This is a genomic window from Verrucomicrobium spinosum DSM 4136 = JCM 18804, assembly GCF_000172155.1.
Taxonomy (GTDB): domain Bacteria; phylum Verrucomicrobiota; class Verrucomicrobiia; order Verrucomicrobiales; family Verrucomicrobiaceae; genus Verrucomicrobium; species Verrucomicrobium spinosum.
The window spans coordinates 1,724,651-1,742,624 of record NZ_ABIZ01000001.1; the positions used below are offsets into that span (position 1 = coordinate 1,724,651).

The 17,974-nt window shown below is 59.8% G+C and carries 5 protein-coding genes; 2 read left to right on the forward strand and 3 right to left on the reverse strand.

The features are described 5' to 3' along the window. Positions 1 to 2: 2 nt before the first annotated feature. From VSP_RS06720 to VSP_RS06730, 3 genes are all read right to left on the reverse strand, one after another. The gene (locus VSP_RS06720; RefSeq protein ID WP_157210769.1) at positions 3 to 2,258 is read right to left on the reverse strand and encodes an RND family efflux transporter; all 2,256 of its coding nucleotides are present in this window, start codon (positions 2,256 to 2,258) and stop codon (positions 3 to 5) included. Positions 2,259 to 2,262: 4 nt separating this feature from the next. Further along, positions 2,263 to 4,092 carry an efflux RND transporter periplasmic adaptor subunit gene (locus VSP_RS06725; protein WP_009959587.1) on the reverse strand — a complete coding sequence of 610 codons (1,830 nt, stop codon included), beginning with the start codon at positions 4,090 to 4,092 and terminating at the stop codon, positions 2,263 to 2,265. An 80-nt stretch (positions 4,093 to 4,172) separates the two neighbouring features. Beyond that, positions 4,173 to 4,514 carry a DUF3467 domain-containing protein gene (locus VSP_RS06730; protein ID WP_009959588.1) on the reverse strand — a complete coding sequence of 114 codons (342 nt, stop codon included), beginning with the start codon at positions 4,512 to 4,514 and terminating at the stop codon, positions 4,173 to 4,175. A gap of 707 nt (positions 4,515 to 5,221) precedes the next feature. On the opposite strand from VSP_RS06730, the gene VSP_RS43915 reads away from it, so the two are divergent. After that, the gene (locus VSP_RS43915) at positions 5,222 to 5,365 is read left to right on the forward strand and encodes a LytTR family transcriptional regulator DNA-binding domain-containing protein (protein WP_081452431.1); all 144 of its coding nucleotides are present in this window, start codon (positions 5,222 to 5,224) and stop codon (positions 5,363 to 5,365) included. A 710-nt stretch (positions 5,366 to 6,075) separates the two neighbouring features. Next, complete coding sequence (locus VSP_RS42005) at positions 6,076 to 17,970, forward strand: beta strand repeat-containing protein (RefSeq protein ID WP_157210770.1); 11,895 nt, start codon at positions 6,076 to 6,078, stop codon at positions 17,968 to 17,970. Positions 17,971 to 17,974: the final 4 nt, after the last annotated feature.

Genomic DNA, 17,974 nt, shown 5'->3' on the forward strand with positions numbered 1-17,974 from the left:
GATCACGACGCGGGGCTGAGGAAGGCTTTTTCCAGGTAGGTGCGTACCGCGCGGTACAGGTACCAGCCCAGAGCCTCCTCAGTCTCGCCTTCATAGAACGACCGGCCCCATTCCCCCTCCTTCAGGTCTGCCGCCTCCTGGGCGGCGGCGTACAGGGTGAATCTGGGTTGCAGCAGCTCCATGTTCTCCCGCTGGGTTTCGGGCTTGATGGAGTCGTAGTAGGTGACAGACTCGGACCGGTCAGCCCCCCGGGCAAGCCCCTGCTTGTTGGTGGCGGTCTCTCGCTGGCTGATGCTGCGCACCGCGAGCGGCCCGTCCGCAGATGATGCCAGCACCTGGCTGGGCACCGCCAGGGTGGCCTTCGTCTCCGCCCTGCGGAACTTCGCGTGATATTCACCGGGCCGGCCCAGCAGCCGGATGCGGAAGGACCGGGGGGCAGACGCCAGTTCCGGGCCGATGCGTTGAAAGTCCTGCTGACGCATCGAGATGAGAAACTCAGGGGCCTCATCGGGGATGACCGTGAGCAGAGGATGGCCGGTGTCAAAGAATGAGCCCCGCTGCTGCGGCAGCCCGGGCGCATGCACCCGGCCGGAAATGGGGGATCGCACCTCCATGGCGCGCACGCGCTTTTGCTGGACGGCCACCTTCTCCTTGAGCCCCGCCGTCTTCTGCTGCTCGGTCTGCCATTCCTCGAACCGACCGGTGAGGTAGAGCATGCGCGCCTTGGTTTCTGAGAGGCCCAGCTGGGCGTGATACATCTCCAGCTGGACGACCTCCGGCTCGTTGGCCAGATCGATGAGTTGCTGCCCTTTCTCCACCCGCTGGCCGTCCTTCACATACTGCCGGGCCATGAAGCCCGGCACTTCTGCCCGCACCACGGCTTTCCCGGGATACTCCACGACCGCCAGCCCGGCCGCCGAGGGATTGATCTGGATGAACAACAGCGCCGCCACCACGACCAGCAGCCCCAGACCGATGCGCCACCACGCCGTGCCCCATGGGATGTGGCCGGCCTTTTCCGAGGGCTTGAAAAAAGAGACGGCGGAGTGCAGAAATCCCGCCACGCCAAGCACGCCTGCAATCAACAGCGGCAGCAGACCCATGCCGTGAAACAGATGCGCGGCCAGCGCCATGAGGCCGATGGTGACCAGGATGCGCCAGCACCAGGAGGCCACCCCGTAGGTGAGGTAGGTGAAGAACCGCTTCCGCACCACCGGCGGCAGGGAGGCATGCTTCGCCCCCAGAAAGAGCCGCCGGTTCAGCCAGGTAAAGGCCTGCTGCCCGCGTTGACCCAGATTCCGCAGATCCAGCAGGTCGGAGAAGATGTAATAACCGTCAAAACGCATGAGCGGATTGGCGTTGAACAGCAGCGTGATCATGGAGGCGGAGATCAGCACATTGAAGCAGATTTCCCGCAGCAGCCCCGGCTCCGTCACCGTCCAGAGATGCAGCGCCGCCACCGCCAGCAGCAGTTCCACATACATGCCTGCCGCCGCCACCTTGATGCGGTGCCAGCGGTTGGGGAAACGCCAGCTGGAGCTCGCATCCACATACGTCATGGGGGAGATCCACGCGATGATCTGCACGCCCCACTCCGGCACGACCCCGCCGTACTTTTGCGTGGCGATGCCATGCCACAACTCATGCACCAGCTTGAGCCCCACCGTCACCCCGAGAAGCCAGAACCAGTTCTGGGGCAGGAGGGCGCGTGAAGACGCCTCCACGAGCTCCACATAGTTCGACATCGCCAGGTACGCACCGTAGCCCGCGGCCACCAGCGCCAGCAACAGGGGCAACGGGTTCAAGGTCCAACCCAGCGCGCGGGTGAAGGGCAGGAGGAAGGAATCTGGTGAACCCAGCGGGAGTTTGAAGGAGAAGAACTTCTGCCATTGCTTCCCCATCGACTTGGGCGTCTGGTCCTCCGCGTGGGCCAGCCGGCGGTCTGCCTGGTCCGACCGCGTGGTCTGCAGCAGGTGGTGGTCGATCGCCCACCTCAGCAGCGATTCCGCTTCGGTCTCCGTGAGTTCGTTTTTTCCAGCGGAACATTCCGCCACCAGTTTCGCCGCAGGCTTGGTCCCGTTGAGGGAGCGCAGGAAGCGGTACTCCGGTACGCCCAGCTGGTGGTAGCTGCGGTTCGAGCGGTCTTCCACCACGTACATGGCCCGGCCTTCCACGATCTGGAAGTGGAACTGCAGGTCCTGTCGCAGCCGGGGGCGGGCAGTGTCCCAGGTGACGACGGCGTGATCGATCATCGACATGGTCTCACCAGGGCAGGTTCAGGCGGATGAATTCCAGCGGGCGGTGGAAGAGGATCCACCCCAGACTCTTGTTTCCGCTGGTGATGCGGGCCTTGCCCTGCATGCCGGGGCGCAGCCGGCCGCTGCTGTTGTCCAGCGTGGTCGTGCCCAGGAAGACGTTCTTGCCCTCATGAATGCGGGAGACCGGCTCCAGGGTATTCACCACCCCGGTCTGGCGGAACTCCGCCTCCGACTCAAGGCGGATGGAGACGGACATGCCCGGGGCGACATGGCGGATCTCAGAGGCGGGCACCGCCAGTTGCACGGTGAAGCTCTCGATGGGGGCCACATCAAAGAGGCGCTGCCCCCGCTGCACCGGCACGCCCTCAGACTGGGAGAGGTCTCCGGAAATAACCACACCGTCCAGCGGCGAGCGGATCTGGAGGTTCTCACTCTGGTACTGCAGGAGCCGGCGCTCCGCATCCAGGGACGCCATTTCCAGGGAGGCGAGCTGCGCCTCAGACATGTTTTCCGCCGCCAGCATCTGGTCGCGGCGTTTGGTGAGGGCGTTCAGCCGTGCCTGTACCTCGGCCAGTTTCCAGCCGATTTCCTTGCCATCCAGCTCTGCGAGCACCTGCCCCTGCTGAATCTGTTGTCCTGGCTTCACATGAGCGGCCGCCAGGATGCCGTCGAACGGCACCGCCACCTGCCTGCGCAGTTCGGGATCACTCCAGCAGGGCACTCCCAGCTTGTAGGGGAGGGGGACGAACATCAGCGCGGTGAACAGCAGCAGGAGTGCCAGCACCACGGAGCGGCGCGACCACCGCGCCTCTGCCACATGCTGCTGGTAGAAGCCCAGCAGCCCTGCCGGACGCGCCATGCGGATCGTCTTTGCCGCAGCGCCCACATGGGGCGTCACGGCATCCGCCAGCCGGAGTTTCTCCGCCGCCGGGCGTTCTGCCCACCAGCACACCCATACGCCAAAGATTTCCCCCTCCACGTTCTTCAGCGGGTGCACGGTGACGGCCTTGGCCTTGAGTTGATCCAGCAGCCCGTCCTGATCGCTGGCCAGATTCAGGCCCGGCATGGCAGCCAGGATCTCCAGCGGCCAGCCAATCGCACTGCCCACGGCGATGGATTCCCGCATGAGCTGTGCCGCCCGTTGCAGCGTCTGGCTGCGGTGGTCAAACTTGCTCCCTGGTGCCAGCGCCTCCACCCGGCAGTTGAGCCTGGAACCGAGACCCACGGCCACATACTCCGCCCCCACAAAGGTGCGCAGGTCTTCCGCCAGCACCTGCATGCCCCGCCGGAAGGTGGGAGCGGAGGCGGAGCGGTAGATGGTGTCAAGAAACAAGCACGTCTGGTCCAGCCCGTGACGCAAAGACTCGCTCTCCTGGAGCAGCCGACGCTGCCCGTACAGAGATTGCGGAATGATCAGCATCTGGGCCAGCCGCGTCTCCTGGGCGGGATCCAGGGCCGAGGCACTCAGCAGCAGTGCGACTCCCACAGAGCCTTCCTGCTCCAGGCCCATGGCCCACAAGATGAGGCCCACCTGGTTCAGCTTGTGCATCACCCGGGTGCGGGACTTCAGGCCTGCCACCAGAGTGGCCCTCACCTCCGGTGCCTCCAGCAAACCGGGTGGCAGGGAGACGCGAATGCGGGTGGCAAGGAGCGCGACTGTGCCGGATTGCTCCGCGTAGATCAGGGTGGTGGCCCCCGTCAGCTCTGCCGCGTGTGCCGCCAGTCCGCGGTAGAACTGGCTGTCATCCTTGGCCTGGAGCAGCGATTTCAGCTCTTGCGGCGTGGCCGATCCTCCGGGCGGCGCGGGGAGTCGAATGGCCTCGGCAGATTTCATGACAGAGGGGAAAAAGCAAAGGGCTCAATCCGGGAGGATGGAGCCCACGCGAAAGGAAAGCTGGCAGTGGACCACCCGACTCAGGCGGATGCCTTGCCCTGGCGGCTGGCTTCCACCTGCTTTTGAATCACCCCTGACAGTGTCTGGACCAGCTTCAGCGCATTGGCCGGCGTCAGCGCGATGCGCTTTTGGATCGGCAGCACGTGACGGCCTGTGTTGTGGTCAGAGATGATGCCTGTGGAGAAGTCGAGCACGATCTGGTCACGCCCGGAGTTAACAATCACCTGGTTGGCGAAAAGGGCGCCGGTTTCCTCATAGAGGATTTGAACGTTGGGCTTGTTAATGGCCTTGAGTTCTTCCTGGTCTCCGGGGGCATCAGAACCTGCGGAGGGCTTCACGGACTTGGCTTTGGGGTCGCTCATGAGAAACTGGTATAGTCTTTATTGCCGGGCGATCATTATAGCGCGTCAAAGTTTTGTCAATTGGGGGCACTGGCACTTTAGGGGTAATTTGCCCGGAATTGTTCTTGATAGAGTGGTCCACGGACTTCTTTGGGTTGCTTGAAACAAGCGAGTGCCTAGGAAACTATGCCGGGCAGGCTTGGTTGGGCAATCATTGCCCGAGGCAACCAAGGTGACCACTCGCGGGTGTCTGTAGGGATGTGAATGGTTTGGAGGTCTTGAAGAGTAACCTTTAGAGCCTGTTGGGCGAAAAAATGGGTGCTGGCGTGGACTTTTGCGTCTGGAAAAGGCCTAAAACGGCCGTCTTCAGTCTCTGCGAAGCTTTTCTTATCTCATACCCTTGGTTGAATTCGCCCCAGATGGATATTTTTTATCCCGACCGGTTCTCTGATGTTTTCTGACAGGGTCCCGATCTTCCTCACAGACTCATCTGGCCATTCTGAGGGTGCCTTGGATCTGCGTCACACGGTGTATCTCCTGAAACCCCTCCAGGCATTGCAAATGAGGGCGTCAAGGTCAAAACCGCGAACCCCGCCGGCCGTCCCCAGATCAGCACCCGTTCATCCAAAAAAAGGCCCGCCAGGCAGATGGTGCGGAAGGGTTGAACGGGAGCTGCCGGTGAACATCGATTCCATTAACCGGATCGAAGCAGATGCAAGCTATGTACCTTGCGCTGCGACAACGAGCGGCATCTTGTCCGATGCAGTATTCGCGAGCTGGAGCAGCGGATTGATGGGAGGTTCTTTCTGCGGTTGAATCGATCCGCATTCGTCGATTTTGACCGGGTTGCGGAACTGCGTCACACAGGATAGACAGTGCGAGTTGTCTTGAATGCCCCGAGAATGACTCCAGGTGACAGAGGCTTCGAGGATCGGGTCAGTTTCGCAAGAGGGGAGAGTGGTGATTTGTTGTATTTGTCAAGAGACAATTGAGCGATGTCTGGGCAGGCTGTTTTCAAGTTGGAGCAGCGTTGCCAATGGGGATGGCGAGAATGTTTTCGGCATGGTTTGGCAAAGTTGGTCCATTCTTCGAACGCCTCTCGTCAGGCCCCTTGAGGGGCAGGATACAGCTCTCTGTGCGGAGAACTTGTTCAGCTAGTCGGCCTGTTCTCAAAAGCCGTTTGCTCTCAAAATGATTTTTTGAAAGAAATGGATGCCAATACAACGTACTCACCGAGACATGAACTCACCCCTTCAGCTATTCTGTGGCAATCCATACTGGCCGACTGCCGATATGGTCATTGTGGAACACGTGTCCCCTGAATACGACTGAACGAAATTGTCCCGACCGCTGGCCATTTTTTGCACTGTATGGAGTTGCAGGAAATCTTGTCGTCGAGTCCACCTGGGATGTTGTTCTAACAGGATCATCTTCCCTCCGCCGTGATGTCTTTTATGGACTCATGCGTTAAGACGCATGCTCTCCTCAATTCATCTCCCTGAGCGGATTGCCATGCGCAACCTGATTTCGTTCTTCCTCCCACTGTCTCCAGTATTGGTTCTTTTTCCGTTGCTGTTTCCTCATGAGTCCCCGTCGTTTTTCCCGATTGATGATCTTGGCCGCCGTCCACGCATTGCTGCCATGGTCGCCATTCGCACATGCACAGTTCTTTGACGCGTCTAGTGATTCCGGACTCAATCCCAATCCCGGGGCGGCTCCGATGTTGTGGAACAGCAATGTCTGGCAGATCAGTGGCACGCCGGGTTCAACCGCGCCATCAGCTTGGGTGAACGGGAATTCCGCGATGTTCCAGACTGTGGGCATCAACCGGTTGGATGTTGCCGGTCCCGTTTCCGTCAATGAACTGCATCAATACGGCTCCAGTGAAACCTACATCGGGGGATCGGGAACTCTGGAAATCTCCGGTGGTTTTGTGGTCAACTATTCGACGGAGGATCTTCATTTCTCCAGAGGGTTGAGGTTGAACCTCAATCCCGCCTTGCTGGGCTCATCGAACCAGACTTGGGATGCCTCGGGTGCGGACATCGTCGTTGATGCAGTCATTTCGGGAGAGCTTCCGGGAGATCCATTGATGGGAGGGGGAATGGTGAAGCAGGGGAGCAACACGCTATTCCTCAACAATGCCAACACTTACTCCGGAATGACCACCGTGAACGCGGGTTGGATTCACCTCGGCAACACTCGGGCGTTGGGGGCGAGTACCGTCACTCTGGCAGGGGGAGGACTGCGGTATGGCGCGGGGATCACGGTGGACATCTCCTCGAAAATCGCTGAAATCACTGGCGCTGGAGGTTTGATCGATACAAACGGAAACGACATCACCTTCAAAAAGAGCCTGGTGGGTGCCGGCACACTTTCGAAGACGGGTGACGGGAGGTTGACGCTCAAAGCCACGGCCGGAGATGTTTCGTTTGCCGGGTCCGTCATTGTGGAGCAGGGTATCCTAGCCCTGTCGGCGGGGACGGGTTTTACCAACAACTTTATCCCCACTGGCGGCATTGTCGTAAAGGACGGGGCCACCTTGGACATTTCCGGTCTGGCGGACACGGTTGCCACCGTGACGGCTCCAATTTCGCTTGCAGGACGTGGAGTGGACAATCTGGGTGCGTTGGTAAAGAACTCATCTGCGGATTGGGATCCTGGGTTTTCGGGACTGAGCCTCACCGGGCACACCACTGTCGGAGTGCACGGAAGCCGTGTCGATATTGAAGGCCCATCGAACGCCAATGGGTACAGTCTCACCAAGATTGGAGCGGGCTCGTTTCAGATGGACAGTTCGTTGGAGAATCTGGGCAATGTGTATGTGAAGCAGGCCGAAGTGGGCTTTCATGGCAGCTCGACCCTGGGAGTCAATACGCATTCTATTGTGATCAATTCCGGGGCCGGCATCTCCTCCTGGGAACGCGGAGTAAGCTCGGAAAAGGGCATCATTCTAAACGGCGGATACATTTCGCGGACGGGGCGCAACACTGCCGTGACGTCCAACGGCATGCTGATCCAGGTTCGAGGAGGATTGAGTGTGGCATCCGGCCATTCGGAATTCCGCAACAACTTCGGTGGCTATAACTATGTGGTTTACCAGTTGAACACGATCAGCCGCCAGATCGGTGCCGCGTTGAATGTGCAGGACACTTCAGCATTGTCCACGACAGGTACGATTGGTGGGACCCCACAGTTGGGCAACCCAACCCTTGTTACCACCAGCACAGGCAACACCAATGGCATCATTGGGGGTTACTTCACCTACGGCAACAACACCTGGGCGGTCAACGCCACGAATGGAACCAATGGCTCCGTGACTGGCCTCACTGCCTTTGAAATGAGCCTGGACCCTGCGGCTTGGGCAGATGCCACACCCAAGAACATCAGCTTGAATGGCAATGCCTCGGGTTCGATTGCGAGTGATTTGACCATCAACTCCTTGCGGCTCACCGCTGCATCGGTCGTCAACATTGATGCCACCCGGACCCTGACGCTCCAGAGTGGCGGACTTCTTGTGACAGGCAGCGGTGCCACCTCCATCGCAGGTGCTGGAACCTTGCGTGGTGCGGCAGGTCAGGATCTTGTCATTCACCAGAACGGTTCCCAGACTCTCACCATTGCTGCCACCATTGCCGACAATGGGGGGGCAACAGCGCTGACCAAAACGGGAGACGGCATGCTGGTGCTTTCCGGCACCAACACTTATACGGGGCACACCTACATCAATGGGCGGGCAGGCGGTGGCAGCAGCACCGGTCAGGCGATCCTCTCGGTCACCAGCCTGGTATCATCAGGCTCCGACAATTTGGGCAGTTCCACCAATCAGATCTACTTCAACAATGGAGTGTTGCGCTATGCCAACACCACCACGGATGCGACCACGGTCCGCACAGTGAATCTTCTCTCCGGCGGCGGCACTTTTGATGTTCAGACTTCAGGACGCGTCTTGACGCTCTCTGGCAAGATCACTGGCGAGGGACTTGCCGCTGATGAGGGCTATTTCTTCGGTCAGGGTAATCTTAACAAGGTGGGCGCGGGCACGCTAATCCTCACCAGTGGGGACAATGATTATACCGGATCCACCATCATTAGTGCGGGAACGCTCCGACTGGCAGGTGCAGGCAAGTTGGGTGGCAAGGACACTTACTATTCCCAGGTGGTGATGAGCGCGGGTGCCACGCTGGAATTAAATGGCACAAATCAGACGGTGGGTTTGCTGTCAGGTGCTGGCGGTTCCATCCGGAACAGCGGGTCTGGCACTTCCGTGTTCACCATCGGTGCGGACAATGTCAGCAGCAATACTCCGTTGTGGGGAGTGGGTGCGGGCTATGGCGGGGTGATTGAGGACGGCACGACCGGCAAGGTTTCCCTCGTGAAGACTGGCACGGGCCTGCAGATCCTTTCGGGAAACAACACCTACACTGGGGCTACGGATGTGACCCGGGGCAACCTTCAAGTGGGAAGTGGCACTGGTGCCACCAGTGGCGCGGTGGCTGGAGCTGGCGGAACCACGGTGAGGACCGGTGCAACCCTATCTGGCAACGGTACAGTGGGGGCCGCAACAGCGCTTACGCGGGTGCAGAGTGGGGGTATGTTGTCAGTAGGGACTTTTGAGCAGACTGTTGCTCAAACACTGGCCATCAACGGTGCCTTCCTCAACGATGGCGTCATCAGTCTGGATGTCTGGGGGAAAGGGCTTTCCGACCGGCTGAAATTCAACACGGATTCTTCCATCGATCTGAACGGCAGTCTTATCCTCAATAATCAGTCAACCTTCACCGCGTGGGAACTTGGTGACAGCCTGCAGTTGATTGACTGGGGTGCCGTCTCTCTGGCTAATCGCAACATCAACTTCGCCACGGTAGATCTGGGTTCTCTCGGCATCCTTACCGAAGGGCTGCTTTGGGACTTCGGTCGTTTTCAGAGCACAGGCGTAATCCGGGTGATGGAAGATGTGTTGTATGGGGCCCTGGTCTGGGACGCAAACACCAGCACCTCTGGTGCCCAGGACAACAACGGCATCTGGACCACTGACAATCACTGGTGGGACAGCAACACGGCAACGAACACCGCATTTGTAAATGGCGGCAGCGTGATTTTCGGCGCAGGGAATGGTGCCCCTGGCACCGTATCCGTATCCGTGGCAGCGGCCGGGGTGACGGTGAAACACATCACCTTCCAGAATCCCGGAAGCGGCACATATGATATTCAGGGACCGGGAGCCATCACCCTTGGAACCAACAGCTGGATCACCACCAATGTGGACGCCACCATCCGCGCCACTCTGGCAGGTGCTGGAGGTTTTACCAAGGCAGGCGCCGGAACGTTGACTCTGCTCGGAAATAACACCTTCACGGGCATCTCCACCCTGTTTAGCGGCGTGCTGGAAGTGGGATCCACCCGTGGGCTCGGCCTGGGCGGGGCAGGAACCATCGTTTTTGATGGGGGTACCTTGCGGCATGGCATGGGTATCATCAACGATTTCTCCACGCGATTCGGAGCGATTGGCGGTGGCGGTGCAGTGGTGAACACCAATGGCCAGCATATCACCTATGCTACCGGCTTCACGGGCAACGGCACCTTCACGAAAACGGGTGACGGGCGGCTGTTGCTCAGTGCGACGACCAACACCTACGGAGGGCAGATTGTCGTGGATCGCGGCATCCTCGCCATTGGTTCGCGCAACGTGTTTGGCACAAGCTCGAATTTCACCAACGGCATCGTGGTGCGTAGCGGCGCGACGCTTGACCTGTCTCCCGTGCCGGATGCGGAACTTACAAGCAACACGCAGGAGCGCATTGAGCTCTACGGACGGGGGGTGGACGGGCTGGGTTCCCTGATTGTGAACTCCAACACGAACTGGTTCACGGGCAATCTCCAGCAGTTCTATCTACGTGACAACGTCACCATCGGGAAATCCAACGGCAACCGCCTCAACGTCAATGGTGACGCAGGTGGTTTTGCCATGACTTTGGTGGGCAATGGCCACTTCACGACGGACGGCTTCAACAACATGGGAAACGTCTATGTGAAGGGGGGGCAGTTCATGATGCAATCTGGCACCTTTGGCTCCTCCAGCACTTCTGTGGTCATCAACACGGGGACTTACATGAGTTTCTGGGAGCGCAACAACACGCTCAACAAGCGGATCGTACTCAACGGTGGTGCGATGTTTCGCACCGGCGGGTCCACTGCGGCTGTGGGCACCGCCGGCGTGCTGGATATGACGGGTGGGTTGGTTCTGGCAGCGGGGCACTCTGAGATCCGTCACGGGTCTTCACAGATGATCTTCAAGCTGAATGGCATCAATCGCGAAACTGGTGGCACACTGAACATTCAGGATACGGCAGCGCTGACGGGATTCCAGAATCCGGCAATGGTGACTACCACCACAAGCAACACCAACGGCATCATTGGCGGGTATCTGACCTACGGCAAAAACACTTGGGCAGTGAATTCTGGCGCAACGGCCGTGGGCGGCAAGACCGACGTGATCGTGGGGCTGGCTACGGCTGACTACGCCAGCGACTTCCTGGCGACTGGGAACAACGTGGACGTCACTTCCGCCAACCAAACGCCGGGCGCGGGTTTTACCGTGAACTCTCTCCGCTTCAATCAAGCGGCGGCAGTGACTCTCACGCTTGGCGGCACCAATACGCTAAGCAGTGGCGGTATTCTCGTGACGTCAACCGTGGGGAACAATGCAGTGAACATCAACGGCGGTACGCTGGTGGGTTCGGCTGGTACGGGAGGGGATTTGATCATTCACCAAAACAACACCAGCAACGTCCTCACGATCAATTCCATCATCGCCAACAACGGAGGCAGCGCCACTGGCCTGACCAAGTCAGGTGCAGGAGCTTTGGTTCTCGGAAACACGAATACCTACACCGGCCACACGTACATCAATGGTGATGCGGGTGGCGGTGGCGTCGGGGAAATTCGCGTGTCCACACTCTCCACTTCCGGCAATGACAACCTGGGGGCCTCGTCCAATGGCTTGTACCTGAATAACGGGCGTCTGCGCTACACCAACAGCGGCACCAATGCGGAGACAAGCCGGGAAATTCACCTGCTCTCGGGCGGCGGACGGTTTCAGGTGGATACTGCTGGTGTCACCCTGACGCTCAGCGGCAAGATCACAGGCGAGGCGCTTGCTGCGGATGAAGGATGGTATTGGGGGCAGGGCACCTTGTTTAAAGACGGAGCAGGCACACTGGTCATCACCAATGGCACCAATGACTACACCGGTGGCACTACGATTACGGCGGGAACGTTGCGCTTGAGCGGGGCTGGCAAGTTGGGGGCTGCCCATGGCTATCTCAGCGTGAGCAACGGCATCCTCGATCTGGGGGACACCAGCCAGGCGGTGGGTTTGCTTTTGAGCACTTCCACGGGCGGCATCATCCAGAACAGTGGTAACGGTGTTTCAGTGCTCACCGTGGGAACTGGCAATGCGAGCAGCGGCGTGAACGGTTCGACGTATGGATCGGGCAGCGGCTATCAAGGTGTCATCCGGGACAATGCAGGCACGGGTACAGGAAGCGTGGCCCTGGTCAAGACGGGCACGGGCCTTCAGATTCTGACGGGCACGAGTACTTACACCGGCACCACTCTGATTCAGCAGGGCATCCTTCAGATTGGTGCAGGTACAGGCACTACCTCAACTGCCCGCACGGGAAGCGGCCTCCATACGGTCCTCACCGGAGCGACTCTGTCGGGAAATGGGATCATTGGTGGAAACACGGTGGTAAACAGCGGGGGGCTTATCAGTGTGGGCAACTTTGGCCAATCAGCCGCGCAGACGCTCTCATTTGCCGGTGGTCTAACCAATTCCGGGGTCCTTGCCCTGGATGTATGGGGCGCGACCTCGGTGGATCAGATCAAATTCCTGGGCAATGCCACTGTGAATCTCGGTGGGAACCTGGTGCTCAACAATCAGGGTGCCGTGGCTGCCTACGGATGGCAGGTCGGTGAGGCTCTCTCGCTCATCGACTGGGGCGGCACCTGGCTGGACAACCGCAACCTGCAGAACCTGTCTCTCGACATGTCTCTGCTGGGGCTGGCCGACGGCGTGAACACCTACTGGGACGTCAGCCGTCTGGGTGTGGACGGTACCATTGTGGTGCGTTCCAATGACCTGGTCTGGGATGCTGACACCGGCACGACGGCAGCGCAGGATGGTGCCGGAACCTGGACGACGGACAATCGTTGGTGGAATGGCTCCTCCAACGTGAACTTTGTCTCCAATGGCACCTCCAACGTGATCTTCGGGACGGGGTCCGGCAACGGGGCGGTGGTTCAGGTGAATAACACGGGCGGCATTTCTGTCCGCGACATCACCTTCAAATCAGGCACCGGCACCGGTGCGGCCAAGTACTACTCCATCTCCGGCGCTGCCGGTGCCAATGGTGTGCTGACACTGGCTGCGGGCAGTTGGGTGAAGGCTGATCACGACTACGAGGTGGATTACGGCTCCACCATCAGCGCCGTGATTGCCGGGACCAACTGGTCCAAGGCAGGCCTTGGGCGCCTGATCCTGTCCGCCGACAACACCTTCACAGGAAACCTTTCCGTGCTGCAGGGCGTGTTGGATGTCCGCAGTGCTTTGGCGCTCGGCACCACCGCGGGAAATACCCAGGTGACGGGTGGCGCGACTCTGGAGGTGCGCGGCGGCATCACCGTGGCGGAGAACCTGGTGCTCAATGGCAGCGGCTACAACAACGGTGGTGCTTCCCTCGGTGCACTGCGCAACCAATTAGGAAACAACACCTTCTCCGGCACCATCAGCCTGAACTCCGCCACCCAGGTGACCTCAGATGACGGGACGCTGTCTCTCTCTGGCGTGATCAGCGGCACCGGTGCCCTGAACGTGACCGGGGTGAAGAGCACTGCAATTGTCCAGTTGTCAGGCTCCTCCGCCAACACCTTCTCTGGTGGCGTGACGGTGACTTCCGGTGAGCTCCGCCTCAACAAGACCGCTGGGGTCAATGCCATTGCGGCCAACTCACGCATCCAGATTGGGACGGGTTCCTCCCGTGCCGTGTTGCGCCTGGCCCAGTCCAACCAGATTGCGGATGCAGGGACGATTCTCTCGTTTGGCGGCACAGGCTCAAATGCCGGTGTGTTCCAGATGATGGGACTCTCGGAAACCGTCGGTGCCATCGAGAGCACCGGAGGGGCCGGGATCATTGAGAACGGAAACACTTCTGCCACCAGCCTGAGTACCCTCACGGTCAATCACACCACCGATCACGTGTTCAGCGGCATCATGCAGAATGGAGCCGCAGGTCTGCTGGCGTTCACCAAGAGCGGGACCGGAAAGCTCACTCTCACCGGGGCCAATACGTACACAGGTGCCACCGCGATCCGCGGTGGTGTTCTTGAGCTCTCCGGAGCCAATGGCAGAATCACTGGCAGCAGCGGGATTCTGGTGACAGAAAACACGGTCTTGCGGCTGACCAACGCCAGCGGTGCTAACAACTCGGATCGCCTTGGCAGCGGGGTCTCGATCCTGCTGTCCGGCAGTACCCTGGACTTCAGCCATGATGGAGCGGCCAACTACTCTGAAACGGTCAGCGCGGTGCAGATCAGTGCAGGTTCCAATGTGATTTCCACTTCGCAGGCCGCGGGGAGGACTTCCGCATTGACGATCGCTTCATTGCAAAGGCTGGATCGCAGTGTGCTGGCTCTCTCTGGAACACAACTCGGACAAAATGCCAGCAACCAGATCCTGGTCAGCAACTTCTCCCAGAATACTCTGGACCACGGCATGCTTCAGGCCTGGATCACCATTGGCAACAATTTCACCAAATACGGTGGCAACGGCGTGACGGCATTGTCCGGGAGCGACTACCACACCGGGGCTGAATCCACTTGGGCGTTCGACAAGAACGTGAAGATCACCTCCAGCCAGACGCTGACCCAGGATCGCAACGTCAACTCGCTGAACATTGATCAGACAGGAGGTGGCGCGAACCTGAACCTCGGTGGCAGGAACCTGCGTGTGGAGTCAGGCGGTCTGATGGTGGGCGGTGCCTATGATTCCTCCATCTCCAATGGTACACTCACCGCAGGGACGGGGACGCAGCAGGGTGGGGAACTTATCATCTATCAGAACTCCGGATCGGCCTACACGCTGAACATCTCAGCCAACATCACGGACAACGCGGGTTATGCCGTAGGGGTGACCAAGGCAGGCAGTGGAAACTTGATCCTGTCTGGCCAGAACACCTTTACGGGTGGTCTTGCCGTGCAGTCCGGCAAGGTGACTCTGGCCGCAGGCGGAGCGCTCGCTGCGGGCAATGATCTGGTGGTCAACTCCGGCCGCTTTGACTTCAACGGTCAGAATCTCGTGCTGGGCAAGCTGGCCAGTGATGTGAACTCAACCTCTGGTGTGGTGGAGAACCTGGGCGCGGCCGCCAGCATGACCATTGGATCCGGTGGCGCCAGCAGCAGCTTCTACGGCAGTGTACGCGGAGCGGTGACGGTGACCAAAACCGGCACTGGCACCATTACCCTGGGAGGAAACAACACCTACACGGGGCAGACGATTGTCTCCGGGGGCATCCTCCGGATTGGTCATGCCAATGCACTCGGTGCGCTGGGGAATGCCGGCAACGGCACCATCGTGCAGAACGGAGCCACGCTGGATGTTTCTGACATGCCGCGACTGGGGGCACCCTATGGCGAGTACATCACCGTTTCCGGGCACGGCGTGGACGGGCTTGGTGTTATCACCAAGAACTCTGCGGAGGAGTGGAACTACGGCTTCGGTTACCTGTTCCTGGATGGCGATGTGACGCTGAACTCCAGCGGCGGTCGTTTCGATGTGGAAGCCGGCGGTTCGGATGCCCGCGGCCACAGCATCACGAAAATCGGCGGCAGCGGTCTGACCTTTGACGGCACGATGGCGAACCTGGGCAACCTCTACTCCAAACAGTCCAGCATTCAGTTTGCCGGTGCTGCGGACATGGGATACACCAATGATGCCTCCGGCCACAACTTCATCTATGTGCTGACCAATACCGGACTCAACTTCTGGGACAAGCAGTCTGACGCCAAAGGCGTGGTGCTGCGCGGCGGTTCGATGAACCGCAACGGCTCCAGCGCCACCTCGGTGACGGGCAGTGTGCTGGATGTGACGGAAGGTCTGTACATCGAGGCTGGCAACTCCGAACTGCGCTCCAGCAACTCTGCCCAGGTGTTCCAGCTGAACGCCATCAACCGCTCTGTGGGGGCCACGCTTAACGTGGTCTCCACCAGCAGCACACTGGCCACCACCACCAGCCAGAACGTGAACGGCATCATCGGCGGCTACGCCACCCATGGCGGCTCCACCTGGGCTGTTGGCTCCACGAACGGCACCGCTTCCGCGATCACGGGCCTTGGCACTTACGAGACCAGCACCACCGCCAGCAACTGGGCTGCGGACGAGAACATCAGTCTGGGAGGCAACGCCTCGGGGATCGTGACGCAGTCGATCAACTCCCTCCGCCTCACGGCGGCGGCTACGGTGACCATCGGAACCACCAATACCCTGACCATCAGCACGGGCGGTCTCTTGGTGACCGGCTCTGGAGCCACCCGGATCACCGGAGGCACCTTGGTGGGGGCTTCTGGGAAGGACCTGATCATCATCCAGAACGCGTCTGCGGCTCTGACGATTGACTCTGTCATCACCAACAACAGCGGAGCCACTGCGTTGACCAAGGTGGGTGCCGGGACCCTGGTCCTTACTGGAAACAACACCTACACCGGCGGCACGCACATCCACGGCCAGGCGGGCGGGGGTACCCGCGGGATCCTGCAGGTGTCCAAGATCGCGGACGCGGGAGATAGCAACCTGGGGAACTCCACCGGTGGAAGCAACGGCCTCTACCTGAACAACGGCCTCTTGGAATACACGGGCGCTGCGGCCGCCACCACCGGGCGTTCCGTGCAGCTGCTTTCCGGGGGCGGGGAGTTCCGCGTGACCACAGCCGCCGCATCGCTGGAACTGAACGGCGTGGTGTCGGGTGAAGCGCTGAACAGTGATGAAGGCTTCTATTCTGGTCAGGGAATCCTCGTGAAGAGCGGCGACGGCACCCTCATCCTGAGTGGCACCCAGGCCAACACCTACACAGGCGACACCACGGTGAACACCGGAACCCTGGCACTCAACAAGACGGGCTCTACGGAAATCAGCCCGGTGAATGCCGTCAATGGCAACATCATTCTGAACAACAGTGCCCGGCTGGTTCTGATGGCCTCCCATCAAATCAAGGATACGGCACTCGTCACGCTCAACGGCTCCAGCGTGCTCCGTCTGGAAGCGGCGAATGAGACCATCGGAGGACTCGCAGGAACTTCTGCGACGGCCACGGTGCAAGACGGAATGGATGGCCTGAACTCGCTCACTCTCAAGGTGGCTGCCGGGAAGACTTACTCCTTTGCCGGATCCATCTCGGAGCCAGGCACCCTGCTAAAAATCATCAAGGACGGTGAGGGCACCCAGATTCTCACCAAAGGCCTTGGCACCTTCGGCGGCCTCGAGGTCAAACAAGGGAAGCTTCAAATCGGGGACGGTCAGACGATCACCGGTATCGGCATGGGGAGCGACATGAGCGTGGAGGAGGGTGCTGAGCTGATCCTGAACACGAGTTCCGCGGTGGAGTTCTCTCCCCAGCTTTCCGGACAGGGCACCCTCACGCAGGCGGGCACGGGGACCACCACCATCTCCAGCGGTAGCTTCAGTGCAAAGACGCTCAATGTTCTGGCGGGCCGGGTGCTCGCAAACTCCAGCAGCATGACGACGAACATCCAGGTCACCGGAGGCGTTCTCAGTGGCACCGGTGTCGTCACGGGGAACGTGATGGTGAAGGGTGCCGGCCAGATCAATCAGAAGAACTCAAATGGGTTCGATGATGGCTATGGTGTATTTACGGTGAACGGGAACCTCACGCTGGCCCGGCCAGAAACGTCTTCTGTCCCAAGACTGGTTCTTGGAGTCAATTACGGAGGCGCCACCGTCAAAGATGCTGACTTGGCCAGCTGGATTAACACGAACGGGGCGGACGTCTCCGGGTACTTTGCTTCCGTGGGGGACGCGACCTTCATTCAAAACACCTACGACGTCAGCAACTACACGCATGACCAGTTGCTCGTGAACGGTGTGCTGACTCTCGAAGCGGGGGCACTCATTGTGCTGGAGAATACTCACGGCTATGAGTTTGAACTCGGGGATGTCTTCAACCTTCTTGACTGGACCAGTCTGAATCTCGTGGCATCGGGCACGGACAGGCTGTGGAACAAGGAGTGGGACCTGCTGTTGCCCACCCTCACCGGAGCCAACATGCGCTGGGACACCAGCCTCTTTGACCAGTACGGGATTGTGTTTGTCTCGGCACCTGAACCCGGGAGAGTTTGCCTGTTGTTGTTCGCCTTCGGAGGTGTTCTGCTGCGTCGCAGGCGTTCTGTCCGTCCGCAGTGCTGAAACG